This is a genomic window from Burkholderia pyrrocinia (assembly GCF_018417535.1).
Taxonomy (GTDB): domain Bacteria; phylum Pseudomonadota; class Gammaproteobacteria; order Burkholderiales; family Burkholderiaceae; genus Burkholderia; species Burkholderia pyrrocinia_E.
Window position 1 is genome coordinate 2,456,396 of record NZ_CP070977.1, and the last position, 18,501, is coordinate 2,474,896.

The 18,501-nt window shown below is 68.3% G+C and carries 16 protein-coding genes; 7 read left to right on the plus strand and 9 right to left on the minus strand.

Annotation, left to right across the window (positions count from 1 at the left end):
- Positions 1–286: 286 nt before the first annotated feature.
- The gene (locus JYG32_RS11405; protein WP_213263607.1) at positions 287–1,486 is read left to right on the plus strand and encodes an MFS transporter; all 1,200 of its coding nucleotides are present in this window, start codon (positions 287–289) and stop codon (positions 1,484–1,486) included.
- A gap of 97 nt (positions 1,487–1,583) precedes the next feature.
- On the opposite strand, the gene JYG32_RS11410 is transcribed toward JYG32_RS11405, so the two are convergent.
- From JYG32_RS11410 to JYG32_RS11425, 4 genes are all read right to left on the minus strand, one after another.
- Positions 1,584–2,642 (minus strand): L-idonate 5-dehydrogenase, encoded by a 1,059-nt coding sequence (locus JYG32_RS11410; protein WP_213263608.1) that lies wholly within the window; start codon positions 2,640–2,642, stop codon positions 1,584–1,586.
- A 10-nt stretch (positions 2,643–2,652) separates the two neighbouring features.
- Positions 2,653–3,609 (minus strand): 2-hydroxyacid dehydrogenase, encoded by a 957-nt coding sequence (locus tag JYG32_RS11415; RefSeq protein WP_213263609.1) that lies wholly within the window; start codon positions 3,607–3,609, stop codon positions 2,653–2,655.
- 69 nt (positions 3,610–3,678) lie between these two features.
- Positions 3,679–5,127 (minus strand): MFS transporter, encoded by a 1,449-nt coding sequence (locus JYG32_RS11420; protein ID WP_174383814.1) that lies wholly within the window; start codon positions 5,125–5,127, stop codon positions 3,679–3,681.
- A 154-nt stretch (positions 5,128–5,281) separates the two neighbouring features.
- Complete coding sequence (locus tag JYG32_RS11425; protein ID WP_213263610.1) at positions 5,282–6,055, minus strand: SDR family NAD(P)-dependent oxidoreductase; 774 nt, start codon at positions 6,053–6,055, stop codon at positions 5,282–5,284.
- Positions 6,056–6,205: 150 nt separating this feature from the next.
- On the opposite strand from JYG32_RS11425, the gene JYG32_RS11430 reads away from it, so the two are divergent.
- Entirely contained in the window at positions 6,206–7,090 is an 885-nt protein-coding gene (locus JYG32_RS11430; RefSeq protein WP_213263611.1) for a LysR family transcriptional regulator, read from the plus strand.
- Positions 7,091–7,186: 96 nt separating this feature from the next.
- On the opposite strand, the gene gap is transcribed toward JYG32_RS11430, so the two are convergent.
- Together gap and tkt are read right to left on the minus strand one after the other, a co-directional pair.
- Positions 7,187–8,197 (minus strand): type I glyceraldehyde-3-phosphate dehydrogenase, encoded by a 1,011-nt coding sequence (gene gap / locus JYG32_RS11435; RefSeq protein ID WP_006485712.1) that lies wholly within the window; start codon positions 8,195–8,197, stop codon positions 7,187–7,189.
- An 87-nt stretch (positions 8,198–8,284) separates the two neighbouring features.
- Positions 8,285–10,357 (minus strand): transketolase, encoded by a 2,073-nt coding sequence (tkt, locus tag JYG32_RS11440; RefSeq protein ID WP_174383811.1) that lies wholly within the window; start codon positions 10,355–10,357, stop codon positions 8,285–8,287.
- A 216-nt stretch (positions 10,358–10,573) separates the two neighbouring features.
- Here tkt and speE point away from each other — a divergent pair, with 216 nt between their 5' ends.
- From speE to JYG32_RS11455, 3 genes are all read left to right on the plus strand, one after another.
- Complete coding sequence (gene speE / locus JYG32_RS11445) at positions 10,574–11,431, plus strand: polyamine aminopropyltransferase (RefSeq protein WP_213263612.1); 858 nt, start codon at positions 10,574–10,576, stop codon at positions 11,429–11,431.
- Positions 11,432–11,703: 272 nt separating this feature from the next.
- Positions 11,704–12,120 carry a VOC family protein gene (locus JYG32_RS11450; RefSeq protein WP_174383809.1) on the plus strand — a complete coding sequence of 139 codons (417 nt, stop codon included), beginning with the start codon at positions 11,704–11,706 and terminating at the stop codon, positions 12,118–12,120.
- 17 nt (positions 12,121–12,137) lie between these two features.
- Positions 12,138–12,905, plus strand: coding sequence for a 16S rRNA (uracil(1498)-N(3))-methyltransferase (locus JYG32_RS11455; protein WP_213263613.1), 768 nt, complete (start codon positions 12,138–12,140; stop codon positions 12,903–12,905).
- A gap of 182 nt (positions 12,906–13,087) precedes the next feature.
- Here the strand turns inward: JYG32_RS11455 and JYG32_RS11460 are convergent, their stop codons facing one another.
- The 3 genes from JYG32_RS11460 to JYG32_RS11470 all read right to left on the minus strand — a co-directional run bounded on the left by JYG32_RS11460 (position 13,088) and on the right by JYG32_RS11470 (position 16,822).
- A complete protein-coding gene (locus JYG32_RS11460; protein ID WP_213263614.1) occupies positions 13,088–13,654 on the minus strand; it encodes a barstar family protein in 567 nt (188 codons plus the stop codon).
- Between the two features lie 16 nt (positions 13,655–13,670).
- Positions 13,671–14,102, minus strand: coding sequence for a ribonuclease domain-containing protein (locus JYG32_RS11465; protein WP_174384408.1), 432 nt, complete (start codon positions 14,100–14,102; stop codon positions 13,671–13,673).
- Between the two features lie 377 nt (positions 14,103–14,479).
- On the minus strand, positions 14,480–16,822 hold the full coding sequence (locus JYG32_RS11470; protein WP_283842717.1) for an NADP-dependent malic enzyme: 2,343 nt from the start codon (positions 16,820–16,822) through the stop codon (positions 14,480–14,482).
- A gap of 135 nt (positions 16,823–16,957) precedes the next feature.
- Between JYG32_RS11470 and thiL the strand changes: the two genes are divergently transcribed.
- Together thiL and JYG32_RS11480 are read left to right on the plus strand one after the other, a co-directional pair.
- Positions 16,958–17,956 (plus strand): thiamine-phosphate kinase, encoded by a 999-nt coding sequence (gene thiL, locus JYG32_RS11475; protein WP_213263615.1) that lies wholly within the window; start codon positions 16,958–16,960, stop codon positions 17,954–17,956.
- A complete protein-coding gene (locus JYG32_RS11480; RefSeq protein WP_213263616.1) occupies positions 17,946–18,497 on the plus strand; it encodes a phosphatidylglycerophosphatase A family protein in 552 nt (183 codons plus the stop codon). The genes thiL and JYG32_RS11480 overlap by 11 nt, the downstream gene beginning before the upstream one ends.
- Positions 18,498–18,501: the final 4 nt, after the last annotated feature.

Consider the following 18,501-nt stretch of genomic DNA (forward strand, 5'->3'; position numbering starts at 1 on the left):
GGATACCATAATGATCCAGTCTTGGACGCTATGGGTCGATTTCCGCATCATACGCACATCCGCTCCGGTGCATCGCACCTGTCGCCGCACCGGAACGGCACGCCCGGGCCCACCCTGCCGCCGCCCGCCGCGCGACGATCCGCCGCCCGCCCGACCCGGGCGCCGGCCGCGATCCGCCCGGCGCGCATCGGTTCATCGCCGATCCGTTGACGCCGGCCCCGATTTCCGTCACCCCGCGCAGCCGAAGGCCCCGTGCCGCCGGCCGGCGCCGCTGTTTTTCGCGACCATGGAACCGCATCACGACACCCATCCTCCCCTGACCCGCGGCATGACGCTGCTGTTCGCCTGCGCGTGCGGCATCGTCATCGGCAACATCTATTACGCGCAGCCGCTGCTCGCCGCGATCGCGCACGGCTTCGGGCGCGCGCCGACCGAGCTCGGCTATCTCGTCACGCTGACGCAGCTCGGCTATGCGGCGAGCCTGCTCTTGATCGTCCCGCTCGGCGACGCGGTCAACCGCCATACGCTGATCGTGCGGCTGCTGATGCTCAACGTCGTCGCGCTGGTCGCGGTCACGTTCAGCACGAACTTCACGATGTTCGTCGTCGCGAACGTCGCGGTCGGCTTCGTCACGTGCTCGACGCAGTTGCTCGTGCCGTTCGCGGCGTCGCTTGCCGACGCGCGCTCGCGCGGCCGCGCGGTCGGCACCGTGATGAGCGGCCTGTTGCTCGGCATCCTGCTTGCGCGCGTCGCGGCCGGCGCGATCGCCGACGGGTTCGGCTGGCGCGCGGTGTACGGCATCGCCGCGGCGATGGTGCTCGCGCTGACCGGCGTGCTCGCCGTGAAGCTGCCGAAGGATCGCCGCGACACGCGCATCGACTACGCGACGCTGATGAAGTCGCTCGTCGCGCTGGTGCGCGCGCAACCGCTGATCGCGCTGCGCTCCACCTACGGCGCGCTCGTGTTCGCGTGCTTCAGCCTGCTGTGGACGGGCCTCACGTTCCTGCTGAGCCAGCCGCCGTACAGCTATTCCGAAGGGCGGATCGGCCTGTTCGGGATCGTCGGCGCGGTGGGCGCGCTGGCGGCGACGTCAGCCGGCCGGCTGGTCGATCGCGGGCACGGCAACGCGGCGACAGGGCTGTTCGCGGCGGCCGTGCTGGCGTCGTTCGCGCTGATCGCGACCGGCGCGCACTCGCTCGCGGCGCTGATCGCGGGCATCCTGCTGCTCGACGTCGGCGTGCAGGGCATGCACATCTCGAACCAGAGCGTGATCTACGCGCTGGCCGGCAACGCACGCAGCCGCGTGACGACCATCTACCTGACGAGCTACTTCATCGGCGGCGCGTTCGGGTCGTTCGCGGCGAGCGTCGCGTACGGCATCGACGGCTGGCGCGGCGTGTGCGTTGCGGGCGCGGCGCTCTCGGGCGTGCTGATCGCGCTGTGGCTCGCATCGCAACGCGTCGGCACGCGGCAGGTCACGCAGTAATCCGTTTTTGCACCACGACGTAACAAGGCACGCCGCGCGAACCGCGGGCGTGCCTTTTTCAATGACGCGGGTGCCGGCGCACGCCGGCGGCGGACGATCAGGCGGACTCGTCCGCGAAATCGATCAGCACCTTCATCGCGCGCTGCCGATCGCCGGCCAGCTCGAACGCGAGGTTCGCGTCGCGCATCGGGAACACACGCGTGACGGCCGGCCGCAGGTCGACGCGCCCCGCGTTGATCAGTTGCACCGCGAGCGCGAATTCCGCGTGGAAGCGGAACGATCCGCAGATCGACAACTCCTTCGCGACCACGACGTTCTGCGGCAAGCTGACATCGCCGCCGAGCCCGAGCTGCACGACGACCCCACGCGGGCGCATCACGTCCAGCCCGTCGCGCAGCGCGCGCGCATTGCCCGAACACTCGATCATCACGTCGAACGTGCCCTTGTCGGCGCCGTAGCGCGCGACCCAGTCGGCATCGGCCGCCGCATTGATCGTGTGGTCGGCGCCGAGCGCGCGGGCCACGTCGAGCGGTGCTTCGACGACGTCGGTCGCGACGATCTCCGCCGCACCGTGCACGCGCGCCGCCGCCACCGCCAGCACGCCGATCGGCCCGCAGCCCGACACGAGCACGCGCTTGCCGATCAGCGGGCCCGCGCGCGACACCGCATGCAGCCCGACCGAGAACGGCTCGGCGAGCGCCGCGAGCGACAGCGGCACGTGATCGGCGACCTTCACGCACTGCGTCGCGTCGCACACGAGCGCGTTGCGAAACGCGCCCTGCACGTGCGGCATCCGCATCGCGCTGCCGTAGAAGCGCATGTCGAGACACTGGTTCGGCAAGCCTTCGAGGCAGTAGCGGCACGTACCGCACGGCCGGCTCGGATTGACCGCGACGCGGTCGCCGATCTTCACCGACGTCACGTCCGGCGCAACCGCCGCGACAGTGCCGGCAACCTCGTGGCCGAGCACCATCGGCTGCTGCAGCCGGATCGCGCCGAAGCCGCCGTGCCGGAAGTAATGCAGGTCGGATCCGCAGATGCCGCCCATCGCGACATCGACGCGCACCTGGCCCGGGCCGATCTCGCCCGCGTCCTGCTCTTCGATCCGCAGGTCGTTCGGCCCGTGGATCACGACACACATGCAACGCATACGCATGACAGCCTCCTCAGACGACCGGCGTGAGCAGCGGCTCGCCGGCGAAGTGCGCGGCGAGGTTGTCGCGCACGAGCCAGCCCATCGCCTGGCGCGTCTCGATCGTCCCGCTCGCATGGTGCGGCTGCAGCAGCACGTTCGGCAACGCGAGGAAACGCGGGTCGATGCGCGGTTCGTTCCAGAATACGTCGAGCGCGGCACCGGCGATCGCGCCGCGCTCGAGCGCGTCGAGCAGCGCGGGTTCGTCGACGGTCGTGCCGCGCGACACGTTCACGAGATAGCCGTGCGGGCCGAGCGCGTCGAGCGCGCGCGCATCGACGAGCCCTCGCGTCGACGACCCGCCCGCGAGCGTGACGATCAGCAGGTCGCACCAGCCGGCCAGCTCGGCCAGGTCGCCGAAGAAGCGGTGCGGGCTGTCCGCGCGCGGCGCGACGTCGAAGTAGCCGAGTTCGACGTCGAAGCCGGACAGCCGGCGCGCGAGTGTCGAACCGATCCGGCCGAAGCCGACCACGCCGACGCGCTTGCCGTAGAGCCGCGTGACGAGCGGCATGTCGCCGTCGTGCCATGCGCCGGAACGCACATACGCGTCGCCGGCGCCGATCCGGCGCATCATCGCGAGCGCGAGCCCGACGCCAAGATCGGCGACATCGCCGGTCAGCACGTCGGGCGTGTTCGTCACGCGGATGCCGCGCTCGCGCGCCGCGGCGAGATCGATCGCATCGGTGCCGACGCCATAGCAGGAGATGATCTCGAGCTTCGGCAGCGCGGCGATCAGCGCCGCATCGGCGCCGAGATCGCCGCGCGTCGCGATCGCGCGCACGCCGGCGCCCTGTTCGGCGAGGAACGCCGCGCGGTCGGCGGCCTCCCACAGCCGGTGTACGTCGTAGCCGGCCGACAGCCAGGCGTCGTCCCACGGCTGGTAAGGGCCCGTCATCAGCAGTTCGGGCCGCTGGGTCGATTCGTGCGCCATTTGCGCTTGCTCCTGTCGAAGTGAGTTGAATGCGAAAGCGTGCCGGGCCGCATCAGCCGCCCGGCCCGTTCATGCGTGCCGCGCGAGCGGATCGGTGTCCGGTGCCGGCAACGCCTGTGCCGCGTCGAGCGGGTCGTCGAGATCGCGGTTCAGCGTTTCGGGCATCCGCGACGTCGTGAACAACGTGATCATCGTCAGCAACGCCAGATATGCGGCAATCGGCACCCATGCACGCACGCCGGCCGCATGGTCGCCGCCGTGCAGCGCGATCACGGTCGCGATGATCGTTGCGCCGACGAGCGGCGCGATCCCGCCCGCGAGCACGGCCGACACTTCACGCGAGAACGACACGCCCATGTAGCGATGGCGCGCGCCGAACAGCTCGGGCAGCAGCGCGGCCTGCGCGCCGAGCATCCCCCAGTTCGCGAAGCCCTGCGCGACCGAGATCGCGATGACGCTCGCGACCACGTTCCCCTGGCTGAAGATCCACCACACCGGGAACGCGAGCGCGAGTTGCAACCACGCGAACGCGCGATACACGCGCACGCGGCCGAAGCGGTCGCTGAGCCGGCCCGCCAGCGGCACCGTGCATGCGCCGACGGTCGCCGCGCACACCAGCGCGAGCGCGCCGATCGGCCCCTTCATCCCGATCACGCCCGCGAGATAGCTGACGGCGAGCGCCTGGTAGATCGACGAGCCGCCGTTCTCGGCCATCCGCAAGCCGATGCCGATCAGCAGCGAGCGCTTCGAATGCTGCACGGCGCTCTTCAGCGGATTCGCCGACACCTGCGCGCGCTTCTCGAGCCGCACGAAGGTCGGCGACTCGTGCAGCCGCACGCGCATGTAGAGCCCGACCGCGACGATCACCGCACTGAACAGGAACGGCACGCGCCAGCCCCAGCCGTCCGTGACGCGATCGAGGTTCGCGAGCAGCAGGAAATAGACGGCGGCCGCGAGCACCGTGCCGAGCTGGATGCCGAGAAACGGCAGCGACGCATAGAAGCCGCGCTTGGCCGGCGGCGCGTATTCGGTCATCAGCACCGCGGCACCGGCCTGCTCCGCGCCGGCGCCGAGGCCCTGCAGGATGCGCAACAGCACGAGCAGCGCGGGGGCCCAGTAGCCGGCCGTCGCGAAGGTCGGCAGCACGCCGATCAGCGTGCTCGCGACGCCCATCAGCAGCACCGTCGCGGTCAGCACGAACTTGCGGCCGATCCGGTCGCCGAGCACGCCGAACACGACGCCGCCGAGCGGGCGCACGGCGAAGCCGACGAAGTAGGTGCCGAAGCTCGCGATCAGCCGCATCTCCGCGGTTTGCCCGGGAAAGAACAGCGGCCCGAACACCAGCGCCGACGCGAGCGTGTACAACGCGAAATCGTAGTATTCGAGCGCGCTGCCGAGCGAGCAGGTCCACGCCGCGCGGTTGAGCTGCTTCGTGTCGACACCGCGGCGCTCGACGGTCTCGCCCGGCATGCCGGACATTGCATCGTGCCGCGCGGGCGGCGGAGAAGTGCGATCCATCGTTGTCTCCTGTCTCCTGCTTCCGTTCCGGAACCGGGCTGCGCGACGCGCGCCGGGACATCGGCCCGCTCGTGCGGCGGGCTCTTCTGGGAATTCGGATGCCGGCCGCAGCCGGCGCAACGGCACTCCGCGCACGGCGCGGGCGCGCCGCCGCTCAGACGGCGCTGGTCAGCCCGCCGTCGACGAACAGCGTCTGGCCGTTCACGAAATCGGACGCGGCCGACGCGAGGAAGATCGCTGCGCCGCACAGCTCGTCGACGTGCCCCCAGCGGCCGGCCGGCGTGCGCTTGCACAGCCAGTCCGAGAACGCCGCGTCGTCGACCAGCGCACGATTGAGTTCGGTCTCGAAATAACCGGGCGCGAGGCCGTTGGCCTGGATGCCGTAGCGTGCCCAGTCGGCACACATCCCTTTCGTCAGCATCCGCACCGCGCCCTTCGTCGCCGCGTACGGCGCGATCGTCGGCCGCGCGAGCTCGCTCTGCACCGAGCAGATGTTGATGATCTTCCCGTGGCCGCGCGCGATCATGTGACGCGCGACGGCCTGCGCAACGTTGAACACGCCGTCGAGATTCACGCGCATCAGCGCATGCCAGTCGTCGGGGTCGAATGCATCGAGCGGCGCGCGGCGCTGGATGCCCGCGTTGTTCACGAGGATGTCGATCGCGCCGACGCGCGCCTCGAAATCGTCGATCGCCGCGCGCACCTGCGCGTGCTCGGTGACGTCGAACACCGCATGGTCGGCCGCGAAGCCTTCGTCGCGGAAACGGCGCGCGAGCGTCGCGGCCTTCTCTTCATTGCGATCGTTGATGACGATCGCCGCACCGGCCTCCGCGAGCCCGCGGGCGAGCGTCAGCCCGATCCCGCGTCCGGAACCCGTGATCAGTGCGCGGCGGCCGTCAAGGCGGAACCTGTCAAGCGCGTTGGTCATGCATGCCTCCTCGTGCCAGTGGAGCCGGCTGCCCGTCGCGACCGGTCTCTCGTTGACGGTATCTTCGGCTTCCGGCCGGGCACCGCGCCAATGGTCTTTTTTGATCCGGTTATCATGAAATCTGATTACCCCCTCTCCTGCCCACCGCCCATGGAACTCAAGCAATTGCGCGCCTTCGTCACGCTCGCGGAAGAGCTGCATTTCGGGCGCGCGGCGCAGCGCCTGTTCATCGTGCAGCCCGCGCTGAGCATGCAGATCAAGGCGCTCGAGCAAGAGCTCGGCGCGCGCCTGTTCGAGCGCGACCGGCACAAGGTCGAACTGAGCGATACGGGGCGAGTGTTCCTGCCGGAAGCGCGCGCGACGCTGCAGCAGGCCGCGCGCGCGGAACAGATGGCGCGGCTGTCGGGCCGCGGCGAGATCGGCACGTTGCGGATCGCGTTCGTGTCGTCGGTGCTGCCCACGTTGCTGCCGGCCGTGCTGCGCACGATGCGCGAGCGCTATCCGCTGATCGCGCTCGAACTGAAGGACATGCCGACGCCCGACCAGATCGCCGCGCTGCGCGACCGGCGGATCGATTTCGGGATGATCCGGCTGCCGGCCACGTATGCGGGCATCGACACGCGCGTGGTACTCGAGGAAGGCTTCGTCGTCGCGCTGCCGCTCGACCATCCGCTTGCCGCGCACGACACGATCCCGCCGGCCGCGCTGCGCGGCCAGCCCGCGTTCGTGCTGGCGCGCCGCTACGCGCCCGGCTTTCACGACGACATGCTGCTCGCGCTGAGCCGCGCGGGCACGACACTCGAAATCGCGCAGGAGTTCGGGGAATTCACGACGATGCTCGCGCTCGTCGCGGCGGGGATGGGCATCGGGCTGATCCCGGCGGAGGCCGCGAGCGCGCTGCCGCCGAACGTGCTCGCACGGCCGCTCGACCTGGCCGGCCACCGGAGCGGCATCGGCCTCGCGTGGACCGACCTCGACAGCCCGCTGAAGCGCGCGTTCGTCGCCGCGCTCGAACAGGTGACGGCGGCGCGGTAACGACGCATTCCGGGCAATAAAAAAGCCCGGCCGAAAAACCGGGCCGGGCTCGTTCGCCGCGCGTGCCGCGTTGCCGCGGCCGCGCAACGTGCGGGATTACTTCGCGTTCGCGAATGCGACAGCCGTATCCAGCATGCGGTTCGAGAAACCCCACTCGTTGTCGTACCAGCTCGACACCTTGACGAGGCGGCCCGACACCTTGGTCAGCGTCGCGTCGAACGTCGACGAAGCCGGGTTGTGGTTGAAGTCGATCGACACCAGCGGTGCATCGTTGTAGCCGAGGATGCCCTTCAGCGCGCCTTCCGATGCTTCCTTCATGATCGCGTTGACTTCCTCGACCGTCGTGTCGCGCTTGGCGATGAACGACAGGTCGACGATCGACACGTTGATGGTCGGGACGCGGATCGCGTAGCCGTCGAGCTTGCCGTTCAGTTCCGGCAGCACGAGGCCGACGGCCGAAGCAGCGCCCGTCTTCGTCGGGATCTGGCTGTGCGTGGCCGAACGCGCGCGGCGCAGGTCTTCGTGATAGACGTCCGTCAGAACCTGGTCGTTCGTGTACGCGTGGATCGTCGTCATCAGGCCCGTTTCGAGGCCGATCTTGTCGTTCAGCGGCTTGACGAGCGGCGCGAGGCAGTTCGTCGTGCACGATGCGTTCGAGATCACGGTGTGCTCGGCCTTCAGCACGTCGTGGTTCACGCCGTAGACGATCGTCGCGTCGACGTCCTTGCCGCCCGGCGCCGAGATGATCACCTTCTTCGCGCCGCCCTTCAGGTGCGCGCTCGCCTTTTCCTTGGTCGTGAAGAAGCCCGTGCACTCCATCACGACGTCGACGCCGAGTTCGCCCCACGGCAGTTCTGCCGGGTTGCGGTTCGCCAGCACGCGGATCTTGTCGCCGTTCACGACGAGGTAGTCGCCGTCGACCGACACTTCGCCCGGGAACTTGCCGTGCGCGGTGTCGTACTGGGTCAGGTGCGCGTTGGTCTTCGCATCGCCCAGGTCGTTGATCGCGACGATCTCGAGATCGTGCTTCTTGCCGTTTTCATAAAACGCGCGCAGCGTGTTGCGGCCGATACGGCCGTAGCCGTTGATTGCGACGCGAATCGTCATGGTCTATCTCCTGATGGCTGAAAAAATTCGTTTCGTGCAGCTTCACGGTGCGACGCGCGCGACGGGTGGCGCGCGTCGCGAATGCTTTTAGGCCAGCACGGCCTTCGCGGTCTCGACGACGTGCTCGACGGTGAAGCCGAAGTACTTGAACAGCACGCCGGCCGGCGCCGACTCACCGAACGTGTCGATCCCGACGACGCCGCCTTCGAGGCCGACGTACTTGTGCCAGAAGCTCGTCACGCCCGCTTCGATCGCGACGCGGCGCACGCCGTGCGGCAGCACGCGTTCGCGGTATTCGGCGTCCTGGCGGTCGAACACGTTGGTCGACGGCATCGACACGACGCGCGCCGCGATGCCCTGCTGCGCGAGCGGCTCGACGGCCTTCATCGCGAGCTCGACTTCCGAACCCGTCGCGATCAGGATGATCTTGCGCGCGACGATTTCTTCGTCCCAGTCCTTCAGCACGTAGCCGCCCTTCTCGACGTTGGCGATCTGCGCGTCGGTACGCGGGTTGAACGCAAGGTTCTGGCGGCTGAAGATCAGGCTCGACGGACGATCCGCAGCAACCGCGTGCGTCCAGGCAACGGCCGTCTCGACCGTGTCGGCCGGACGCCACACGTCATGGTTCGGGATCAGGCGCAGGCTCGACACGTGCTCGATCGACTGGTGCGTCGGGCCATCTTCGCCGAGGCCGATCGAATCGTGCGTGAACACGAAGATCGACGGCACCTTCATCAGCGCGGCCACGCGCAGCGCGTTGCGGCTGTAGTCGGAGAACGTCAGGAACGTGCCGCCGAACGGCTTGTGGCCGCCGTGCAGCGCGAGGCCGTTGATCGCGGCGCTCATGCCGAATTCGCGCACGCCGTAGTTGATGTGGTTGCCCAGCACGACGCCCGCGCCTTCCGGATTCGCGCGGACAGCCTTCGACGCCTTCCAGTTGGTCAGGTTCGAGCCGGTCAGGTCGGCCGAGCCGCCGAGCAGCTCGGGCAGCGCGGCGGCCAGCCCTTCGATCGCCTGTTGCGACGCCTTGCGGGTCGCGACCGTCTCGGCGCGCTCGTTCGCGCCGGCGATGATCGCCGCAGCCTTCCGGGCCCAGTCGGCCGGCAGCTTGTTGGCCATCCGGCGCTCGAATTCGGCGGCTTCTGCCGGGAACTTGGCGCGATATTGCGCGAACGTCGCGTCCCAGTCGGACTCGGCGCGCTTGCCGGCTTCCTTCGCGTCCCAGGCCGCATAGACTTCCTGCGGAATCACGAACGGCTCCCATTTCCAGCCGAGCGCTTCGCGCGTCTTCGCGATTTCTTCCGCGCCGAGCGCCGCGCCGTGCACGTCGTGGCCGCCGGCCTTGGTGGCCGCGCCCTTGCCGATCACCGTCTTGCAGCAGATCAGCGTCGGCTTGTCCGACAGCTTCGCCTTCGCGATCGCCGCGTCGACCGCGTCGACGTCATGGCCGTTCACGTTCGGGATCACGTTCCAGCCGTACGCTTCGAAGCGCTTCGGCGTGTCGTCGTGGAACCAGTTCACGACGTCGCCGTCGATCGAGATGCCGTTGTCGTCGTACAGCGCGATCAGCTTGTTCAGCTTCAGCGTGCCCGCGAGCGAGCAGGCTTCGTGCGAGATGCCTTCCATCAGGCAGCCGTCGCCGAGGAACACGTACGTGTGGTGATCGACGATCTTCGCGCCGTCACGGTTGAACTCGTCGGCCATCAGCGCTTCGCCGAGCGCCATGCCGACCGCGTTCGCGAGACCCTGGCCGAGCGGGCCGGTGGTCGTCTCGACGCCCGGCGTGATCCCGTATTCCGGGTGGCCCGGTGTCTTCGAGTGCAGCTGGCGGAAGTTCTTCAGCTCTTCGATCGGCAGGTCGTAGCCGGTCAGGTGCAGCAGCGAGTACAGCAGCATCGAGCCATGGCCGTTCGACAGCACGAAGCGGTCGCGGTCTGCCCAGTGCGGGTTCGTCGGGTTGTGCTTCAGATGGCGCGACCAGAGCGCGACGCCGATTTCGGCCATGCCCATCGGCATGCCGGGGTGGCCGGAGTTCGCTTGCTGGACGGCGTCCATCGCGAGCGCACGGATCGCGTTGGCCATCAGGGTGGTAGAGGCGGGAGACGAAGTCGTCATGTCGAGTCCGGAGAACGAGTCGAGGAAACGGGGGCACGGCGGCATCCGGAAGCTCGAGCGTCAATCGTTCCCGGCGCGCGGTGCGGCGCCTGACGGACGCGAAGCGGACGGAGCCTACGGACGGGGCTGCAAAGCTCGTCATTTTAACAGATGGGCCGACATTTCCCTTGTCGGCGCGCGGTGTTCCGGCACGGTTTTCCGTCAAACCGTGCGCCTCCTATAATTCAGACGTCAGAACCGACTGCCCTTAGCGGCCCGCCCGTGAGCACCACGCTACTCTTTCACCCCACGCCCGATGCCACCTACGGCTTCCCGAATGCTCGGCGGCTCGCGCGCGTCGCGTCCCCGCACCAGCAGATCGAAGTCTGGGAAACCCCGCAGCTCGGCCGCCTGTTTACACTGGACGGCCGGCCGATGACGTCGGTCGGCGACGAGTACGTCTATCACGAGTGCATGACGCACCCGGCCGCGCTCGCGCATCCGTCGCCGAAGAAGGCGCTCGTGCTCGGCGGCGGCGACGGCGGCGCGGCCCGCCAGCTGCTCAAGTACGCGTGCATCGAACGGATCGTGATCGCGGAGCTCGACGACGAGGTGGTCGGCATGGCGCGCCGTTATCTCGACGATGTGCACCAGGGCGCGCTCGACGACCCCCGCGTCGAGGTCGTGATCGGCGACGCCGCGCATTTCGTCGACTCGACCGTCGAGCATTTCGATCTCGTCGTGTTCGACCTCACGCCGCCCGATTCGCCGGCGGCCGGCCTCTATACGCGCGCGTTCTACGCGCGGCTCAAGCGGATCCTCACGCCGTGCGGCGCGATCTCGATGCATCTCGGCTCGCCGGTGTTCCACGCGGCGCGCATCGCCGCGCTGCTCGACGACCTGCGCGCGAGCTTCGCGGTCGTCGATCCGTTGTCCGCGCACGTGCCGCTGTACGGCTCGCAGTGGCTGATGGTGATCGCGAGCGACACGCTCGATGCGGCCGCGCTGTTCGCGCACGACGTCGACGAACGGCTCGCCGCGCGCCGCGTCCAGGGCTTGCGCTACTACGACGCGCGGCTGCATGCGTCCCTCTTTGCCCTGCCGCACGCGCTGCGCGATACACTGGGCGTTCGCCGCTGAGCGTCAGGGCGGCCGCATCGCTGCGTTTTTCCTTCGAGGCTTTGCATGGTTCGCCGTGCGAAGAAGCGCAGGATCGGAACGCGCCGGACACCATACCGCCACGCTGAACGAACGCCGAAGCACCGGATCCGATGCAAGGCATCGGGTCCGGGTCAGTGCTGAAGCACCCACTCGGTCCGACATAGGCACCGCAGCGCCAATACTGCTCGACCGCAAAGCTTGGGGTCCGACATAAGCGCTGAAGCACCAACACTGTTCGACAGGAGATTTTCATGACCGATCCACGTCCAGCCGACGTGCCTTGGTTGACGCCGTATCTGGCCGTGCGCAATGCGCGCGCGGCCATCGATTTCTTCAAGGCCGCATTCGGCTTCGAGCTGCGCGACGTGCACGACGAAGACGGCGCAATCATGCACGTCGAGATGGCCTACCGCGGCCAGTTGATCGTGATGTTCGCGCCCGAAGGCGCGTTCGGCTCGACCGCGCTCACACCGAAGCGCGCGAACGCCACCGCGCCGCAATCGTTCTATCTGTATGTCGACGACGTCGACGCCATCTGGCAGCGCGCGCTCGACGCGGGCGCGAAATCGCTGAGCGCGCCGCAGGACCAGTTCTGGGGCGACCGGTTCGCGCAGATCGAGGATCTCGACGGCTACCGATGGGCGCTCGCACGCCACCTCGACGCATGAGCGGAACCGCCCTACACATGAACGAAGCCACCACCACCGCGGCCGTGCCGCGCTTTTTCGTCGACGCGGCCCTGCGCGCCGACGCCACGCTCGCGCTGCCGGCCGACGTCGCGCGCCACGCGCAGGTGCTGCGCCTGCAGCCCGGCGACGTGCTCGCGCTGTTCGACGGCACGGGCGGCCAGTACCGCGCACGGCTCGTCGAGATCGACAAGCGCAGCGCGCTCGCGCAGATCGACGCGTTCGAGCCGGCCGAGGCCGAGCCACCCTACCGCGTGACGCTCGCGCAAGGGATCGCCGGCGGCGACAAGATGGACTGGGTGATCGAAAAGGCCGTCGAGCTCGGCGTCGCGGCGGTCGTACCGCTGTCGACCGCACGCGGCGTCGTGAAACTGTCCGGCGAACGCGCGGACAAGCGCGTCGCGCACTGGCGCGGCGTCGTGCGCGCGTCGTGCGAACAGTGCGGGCGCAACCGTGTGCCCGACGTCGCGCCGGTACTCGGCTTCAACGCGTGGCTCGACGCGCTGCCGGCCGCGCCGGCCGACGGCGAACTGCGGCTGCTGCTGTCGCCGCGTGCGAGCATCCCGTTCGCGTCGCTGCCCGACGCGCCGCCCGCGGCACCCGTCATGCTGCTGATCGGGCCCGAAGGCGGGCTGTCGCCCGACGAGGAAAACGCGGCGCGCGCGCGCGGGTTCACCGCGCTGTCGCTCGGCCCGCGCGTGCTGCGCACCGAGACGGCCGGCGCGGCCGTGCTCGCGGCATTGGCTGCGCGCTGGGGCGGGTGGTGATGCGCGACCGGGCAGGCGCCGCGGTATGACGTCGACGCGCGGCGATGCGCGTCAGCGCGCCGCGTTCAACGGCTCGATGTCGATAAGGGATTTTGTTGGGCCGGCCGCACACACGCAAAAAAGCCCGCTCGAAGCGGGCTTTTCGCCGGCGCGACCGCGAACAGCCGCGGGCCGGGTCGCGCTTACGCGAACGAGTAGAACACGCGGAATGCGACCTTGCGCTCGGCCCAGAACTCGGCCGCCTCGCGGAACACGTCGAGCAGCGTCTCGCGCCCTTCCTTGTCGAATTTCTGCGCGATCGGCAGCCCTTCGAGGACGATCACGAAACCGGGCTGCGCGCCGGCCTTCGCGACGAGGTCGGTCAGGCAGTCGTACAGCGCGTCGTAGTTCTTCCCGAAGTGCTTCGGGAACAGGAACGACGTCGCGATCGTTTCCATCACTTCCTGTTTCGACTGCGCGGCGCCGCAATACGCGTACAGGAAGTGCTGGCCGAGCCGACCGGCTTCGTCGGCGAGATCCTGCACGCGGAACGCGCGGATCGACTGCACGAGATTGGGTCGCACGGTCGTGAAAATGCTCATAGGCTCCTCGTTCGATGAAAGCCCGGGCTCGGCTTCTTGTTGCGCCGACGCGCCGCCGGCCTGCGCCGCCGCGTTCAGTTGAATCACGCGCTGAAACAGATTGCCGTCGCCGGTCGCGAACAGTTCCGCCGCCGCCGCCGTATCGTGCGCGTAGATGGAGTCGCTCATGCCATTCATCCCGAAGTCATTCAACAATACGTTTAAAACTGTTGTAGTGGTCGCCCGTGTAATAACAGTTGTCGATCCGGCGCAATGGCCCGCCACAGACGATCCGGCGCGCGCCGCGATTGCGGGCACGCGGCGTCGGCACCGTGTACTCATGGTAGTAGCCGCGCTTCGCCTTCGGCAGGATCCGCTCGCGGTTGCCGAACACGACGCCGTCTTTCTCGTACGGATAGGGGCCGCCGGCGCCGATCAGGCCCAGCGTGGTCACGGCCTCGCGCGGAAGACCGGCGGTCGGGATCGTATCGAGCCCGCTCGCGGCCACGTCGGCCGAAACGGCCTCCCGTGCGTAAGCGGCGGAAACCAGACTGCCCGTCGGCGTGCCGACGATACCCATCGCGAACATCGCGAAGACGGACGCGAGCGCGCCGTTGCGGAGCCACTTGCGTGCCATGAACCAGGGTTCCCGCTGTTAAATCAAGTAGTTGACGACCAACAAAGGCGTTAGCGTAGCGTTATTGGCCGCGCGAATCAATGTCCGTTTGGGAATCGAAAGCCCGACGACGCGCGGATTTGCGTATTTTTTACCGAAATCACACTACATTTATCTTACATAGGATAAAATACGACCGGCATCTCTCGCATGGCAAGACCCTGCCTCCTTGCCACGCTCGCTACCCGGAGTGGAGAGATGCTGCTGTTGCTTTGAGGGAAGCGCGTTTGCGCCCTACCCGACGGCGTGCCCATTGCGGGCACGCCTCTTTTTGCTTTTGTTTACAATTTCGCCCGACGCGCCACGCCGGTTCGACCGGCCTGGCGCGTTCGTTTTTCTCAGCGCGCGGCGTTCACGTCGGCGACCAGCAGCGCCGCCATGTTGACGATCCGGCGAACGGTCGCCGATTCGGTCAGCACGTGTACCGGCTGGGCCGCGCCCAGCAGGATCGGCCCGATCGCGATGTTGTTGCCGGCGGCCGTCTTCAGCAGGTTGTACGAGATGTTCGCCGCGTCGATGTTCGGCAGGACCAGCAGGTTCGCGTCGCCTTCCAGCGTCGATTCCGGCAGGATTTCCTTGCGCAGCGCCGCGTCGAGCGCGACATCGCCGTGCATCTCGCCATCGACCTTCAACTCCGGCGCGCGCTCTTGCAGGATCGCGAGCGTATCGCGCATCTTCTGCGCCGAAGGCGCGTTGCTCGTGCCGAAATTCGAGTGCGACAACAGCGCGACCTTCGGCTCGATGCCGAAGCGACGCACTTCTTCCGCGGCCATGATCGTGATCTCGGCCAGTTGCTCCGGGGTCGGATCGACGTTCACGTGCGTGTCGACGAGGAAAATCTGGCGGCCCGGCAGCACGAGGCCGTTCATCGCCGCGTACACGCTGCAGCCGGGGCGCTTGCCGATCACCTGGTCGATGAAGTGCAGGTGGCGGTGCGTGGTGCTGATCGTGCCGCAGATCATCCCGTCCGCCTCGCCCCGCTTCACCAGCATCGCGCCGATCAGCGTCGTGCGGCGGCGCATCTCGACGCGCGCGAGCTGCTCGCTGATGCCCTTGCGCGCCATCAGCTTGTGGTACGTCTGCCAGAAGTCGCGGTAGCGCTCGTCGTGCTCGGTGTTGACGACCGTGAAGTCGACGCCCGGATTCAGCCGCAGGCCGTAGCGCTGGATACGGTGCTCGATCACGCTCGGACGGCCAATCAGGATCGGCGTCGCGAGCTTTTCGTCGACGATGATCTGAACGGCGCGCAACACGCGCTCTTCTTCGCCTTCCGCGAATACAACGCGCTTCTTCTCCGCCGGCGCGCTGCGCGCGAGCTGGAAGATCGGCTTCATCGTCGTGCCGCTGTGATACACGAACTGCTGGAGATGGACGCGGTACGCCTCCATGTCCTCGATCGGGCGCGTCGCGACACCGCCGTCCATCGCGGCCTGCGCGACGGCCGGCGCGATCTTCACGATCAGGCGCGGATCGAACGGCTTCGGAATCAGGTATTCGGGCCCGAACGACAGGTCCTGGATGCCGTACGCGGTCGCGACGATGTCGCTCTGCTCGTGCTGCGCAAGCTCGGCGATCGCATTGACGGCGGCGATCTCCATTTCACGCGTGATCGTCGTCGCGCCGACGTCGAGCGCGCCGCGGAAGATGAACGGGAAGCACAGGACGTTGTTGACCTGGTTCGGGTAGTCGGTGCGGCCCGTGGCCAGCACCGCGTCCGGGCGCACTTCGAGTGCGAGTTCCGGCAGGATTTCCGGCGTCGGATTCGCGAGCGCGAGGATCAGCGGGCGCTCGGCCATGCCCTTCACCATGTCCTGCTTCAGCACGCCCGCGGCCGACAGGCCGAGGAAGATGTCCGCGCCGTCGATCACTTCGGCCAGCGTGCGCGCTTCGGTTTCGCGTGCGAAACGCTCCTTGTCCGGGTCCATCAGTTCGGTGCGGCCCTTGTAGACCACGCCGGCCAGGTCGGTCACCAGGATGTTCTCGATCGGCAGGCCGATGTCGACCAGCAGGTCGAGGCACGCGAGCGCGGCCGCGCCCGCGCCGGACGCGACGAGCTTCACCTTCTTGATGTCCTTGCCGACGACCTTCAGGCCGTTCGTGACAGCCGCGGCCACGACGATCGCGGTGCCGTGCTGGTCGTCGTGAAACACCGGGATCTTCATCCGCTTGCGCGCTTCGCGCTCGACGATGAAGCAGTCCGGCGCCTTGATGTCTTCCAGGTTGATCCCGCCGAAGGTCGGCTCCAGCGCGGCGATCACGTCGACGAGCTTGTGCGGATCCGACTCGTTCAGCTCGATGTCGAACACGTCGATGCCGGCAAACTTCTTGAACAGTACGGCCTTGCCTTCCATCACCGGCTTCGACGCGAGCGGGCCGATGTTGCCGAGACCGAGCACCGCCGTGCCGTTCGTGACGACGCCGACCAGGTTGCTGCGCGCGGTGAAGCGCGCCGCGTTGAGCGGGTTCTCGACGATCTCCTCGCACGCATACGCCACGCCCGGCGAATACGCGAGCGCGAGGTCGCGCTGGTTGATCATCTGCTTGGTCGGGGCGATCGCGATCTTCCCGGGGGTCGGGAATTCGTGATAATCGAGCGCGGCTTCGCGGAGCTTGGCTTTGGAAGAGGCTTGGGTGGACATGTGTCTCGTGACGTGCGGATTAGAATAACTGTTCGACGGCATTGTAGCGCCAATCGAACGCCGCCAGACCGGCGATTCGGGTGCAACAGCCGCGACAAAAATGGGCCGAACGATGCAGGAACGCCGCCGTTCGCCTCGTACAATGCCGTTCCCTCAACCGTATCGGATCCGCCCGCCGTGCCAGCCGCCCTCTCCGAGTTTTCGCTGATCGATCGCTTCTTCGCGCGCCGCGCCGCACAGGGCGCACGCGCGTCGACACTCGGCATCGGCGACGATTGTGCGCTGATCGCGCCTCGATCCGGGAAATTGCTAGCCATTTCGACGGACATGCTGGTCGAAGGCCGCCACTTCTTCCCCGACGTCGCGCCCGACGCACTCGGCCACAAGACGCTCGCGGTCAACCTGTCCGACCTCGCGGCGATGGGCGCCGAGCCGCGCGCGTTCACGCTCGCGTGCGCGCTGCCGCGCGCCGACGCGGCGTGGCTCGAGGCATTCAGCAACGGGCTGTTCGCACTCGCCGAGCGGTTCGGCTGCGAGCTGATCGGCGGCGACACGACGAGCGGGCCGCTGAACCTGTGCGTGACCGTATTCGGCGAAGTCGCGCCCGATGCGGCGCTGCGGCGCGATGCCGCGCGCGACGGCGACGACGTCTGGGTATCCGGCACGCTCGGCGACGCGCGCGCCGGCCTCGGCGTTGCACGCGGCGAATGGGCGGCCGGAGTGAACGAAGCGGCCGCATTCCGGCGCGCGCTCGAGCGCCCCGAGCCGCGCATCGCGCTCGGTCTTGCGCTCGCGGGCGTCGCGCACGCGGCGCTCGATATCTCGGACGGCCTCGCCGGCGACCTGCAGCACATCCTCGCGCGCTCGAACGTGCACGCCGAGATCGACGCCGACGCGGTGCCGCGCTCGGCCGCGCTCGCAACGCTGCCGCCCGACGTGCAGCGCCGCTGCACGCTGGCAGGCGGCGACGACTACGAACTGGGCTTCACCGCGCCTGCCGCGGCCCGCGCGGCGGTCGAAGCGGCCGGCGCAATGGCCGGCGTGCCGGTCACGCGAATCGGTACAATACGCGCGTTGTCCGCGCCGTCGGAGCGGCCCGCGATCGCGTGGCGCGACGCCGCCGGCGCGCCTCTGGCTCTCACGTTGCACGGCTTCGACCACTTCCATGCAGACTGACCCGACGCCCGCGCACGCCGCGGCCGAGCCCGGCGCCGCACCGAACCCGAACACGCCGAAGCGCGCCAGCGCGCGCTTCATGCTGTCGCACCCGGCGCATATCGTGTCGCTCGGCTTCGGCAGCGGGCTTGCGCCGATCATGCCCGGCACGTTCGGCTCGCTGTTCGGCTGGCTCACGTTCGTCGGGCTCAGCCGCTACCTGACGGTGCCCGAATGGTGGGTGCTGATCGCGGCCGGTTTCGTGGCGGGCACGTGGATCACCGGTTTCACCGCGAGGAAGATGGGCACGTCCGACCCGGGCGCCGTCGTCTGGGACGAGATCGTCGCGATCTGGCTCGTGATGCTGTTCGTCACGCCTGCGACGTTCGTCGGCCAGTTGTGGGCGTTCGTCGCGTTCCGCTTCTTCGACATGCTCAAGCCGCCGCCGATCCGCTATTTCGAGCGCCGCCTGAAAGGCGGGCTCGGCATCATGGTCGACGACCTGGTCGCCGCGTTCATGACGCTGCTCGTGATCGCCCTGTGGCGCTCCGTCGTCGGCTGACCGA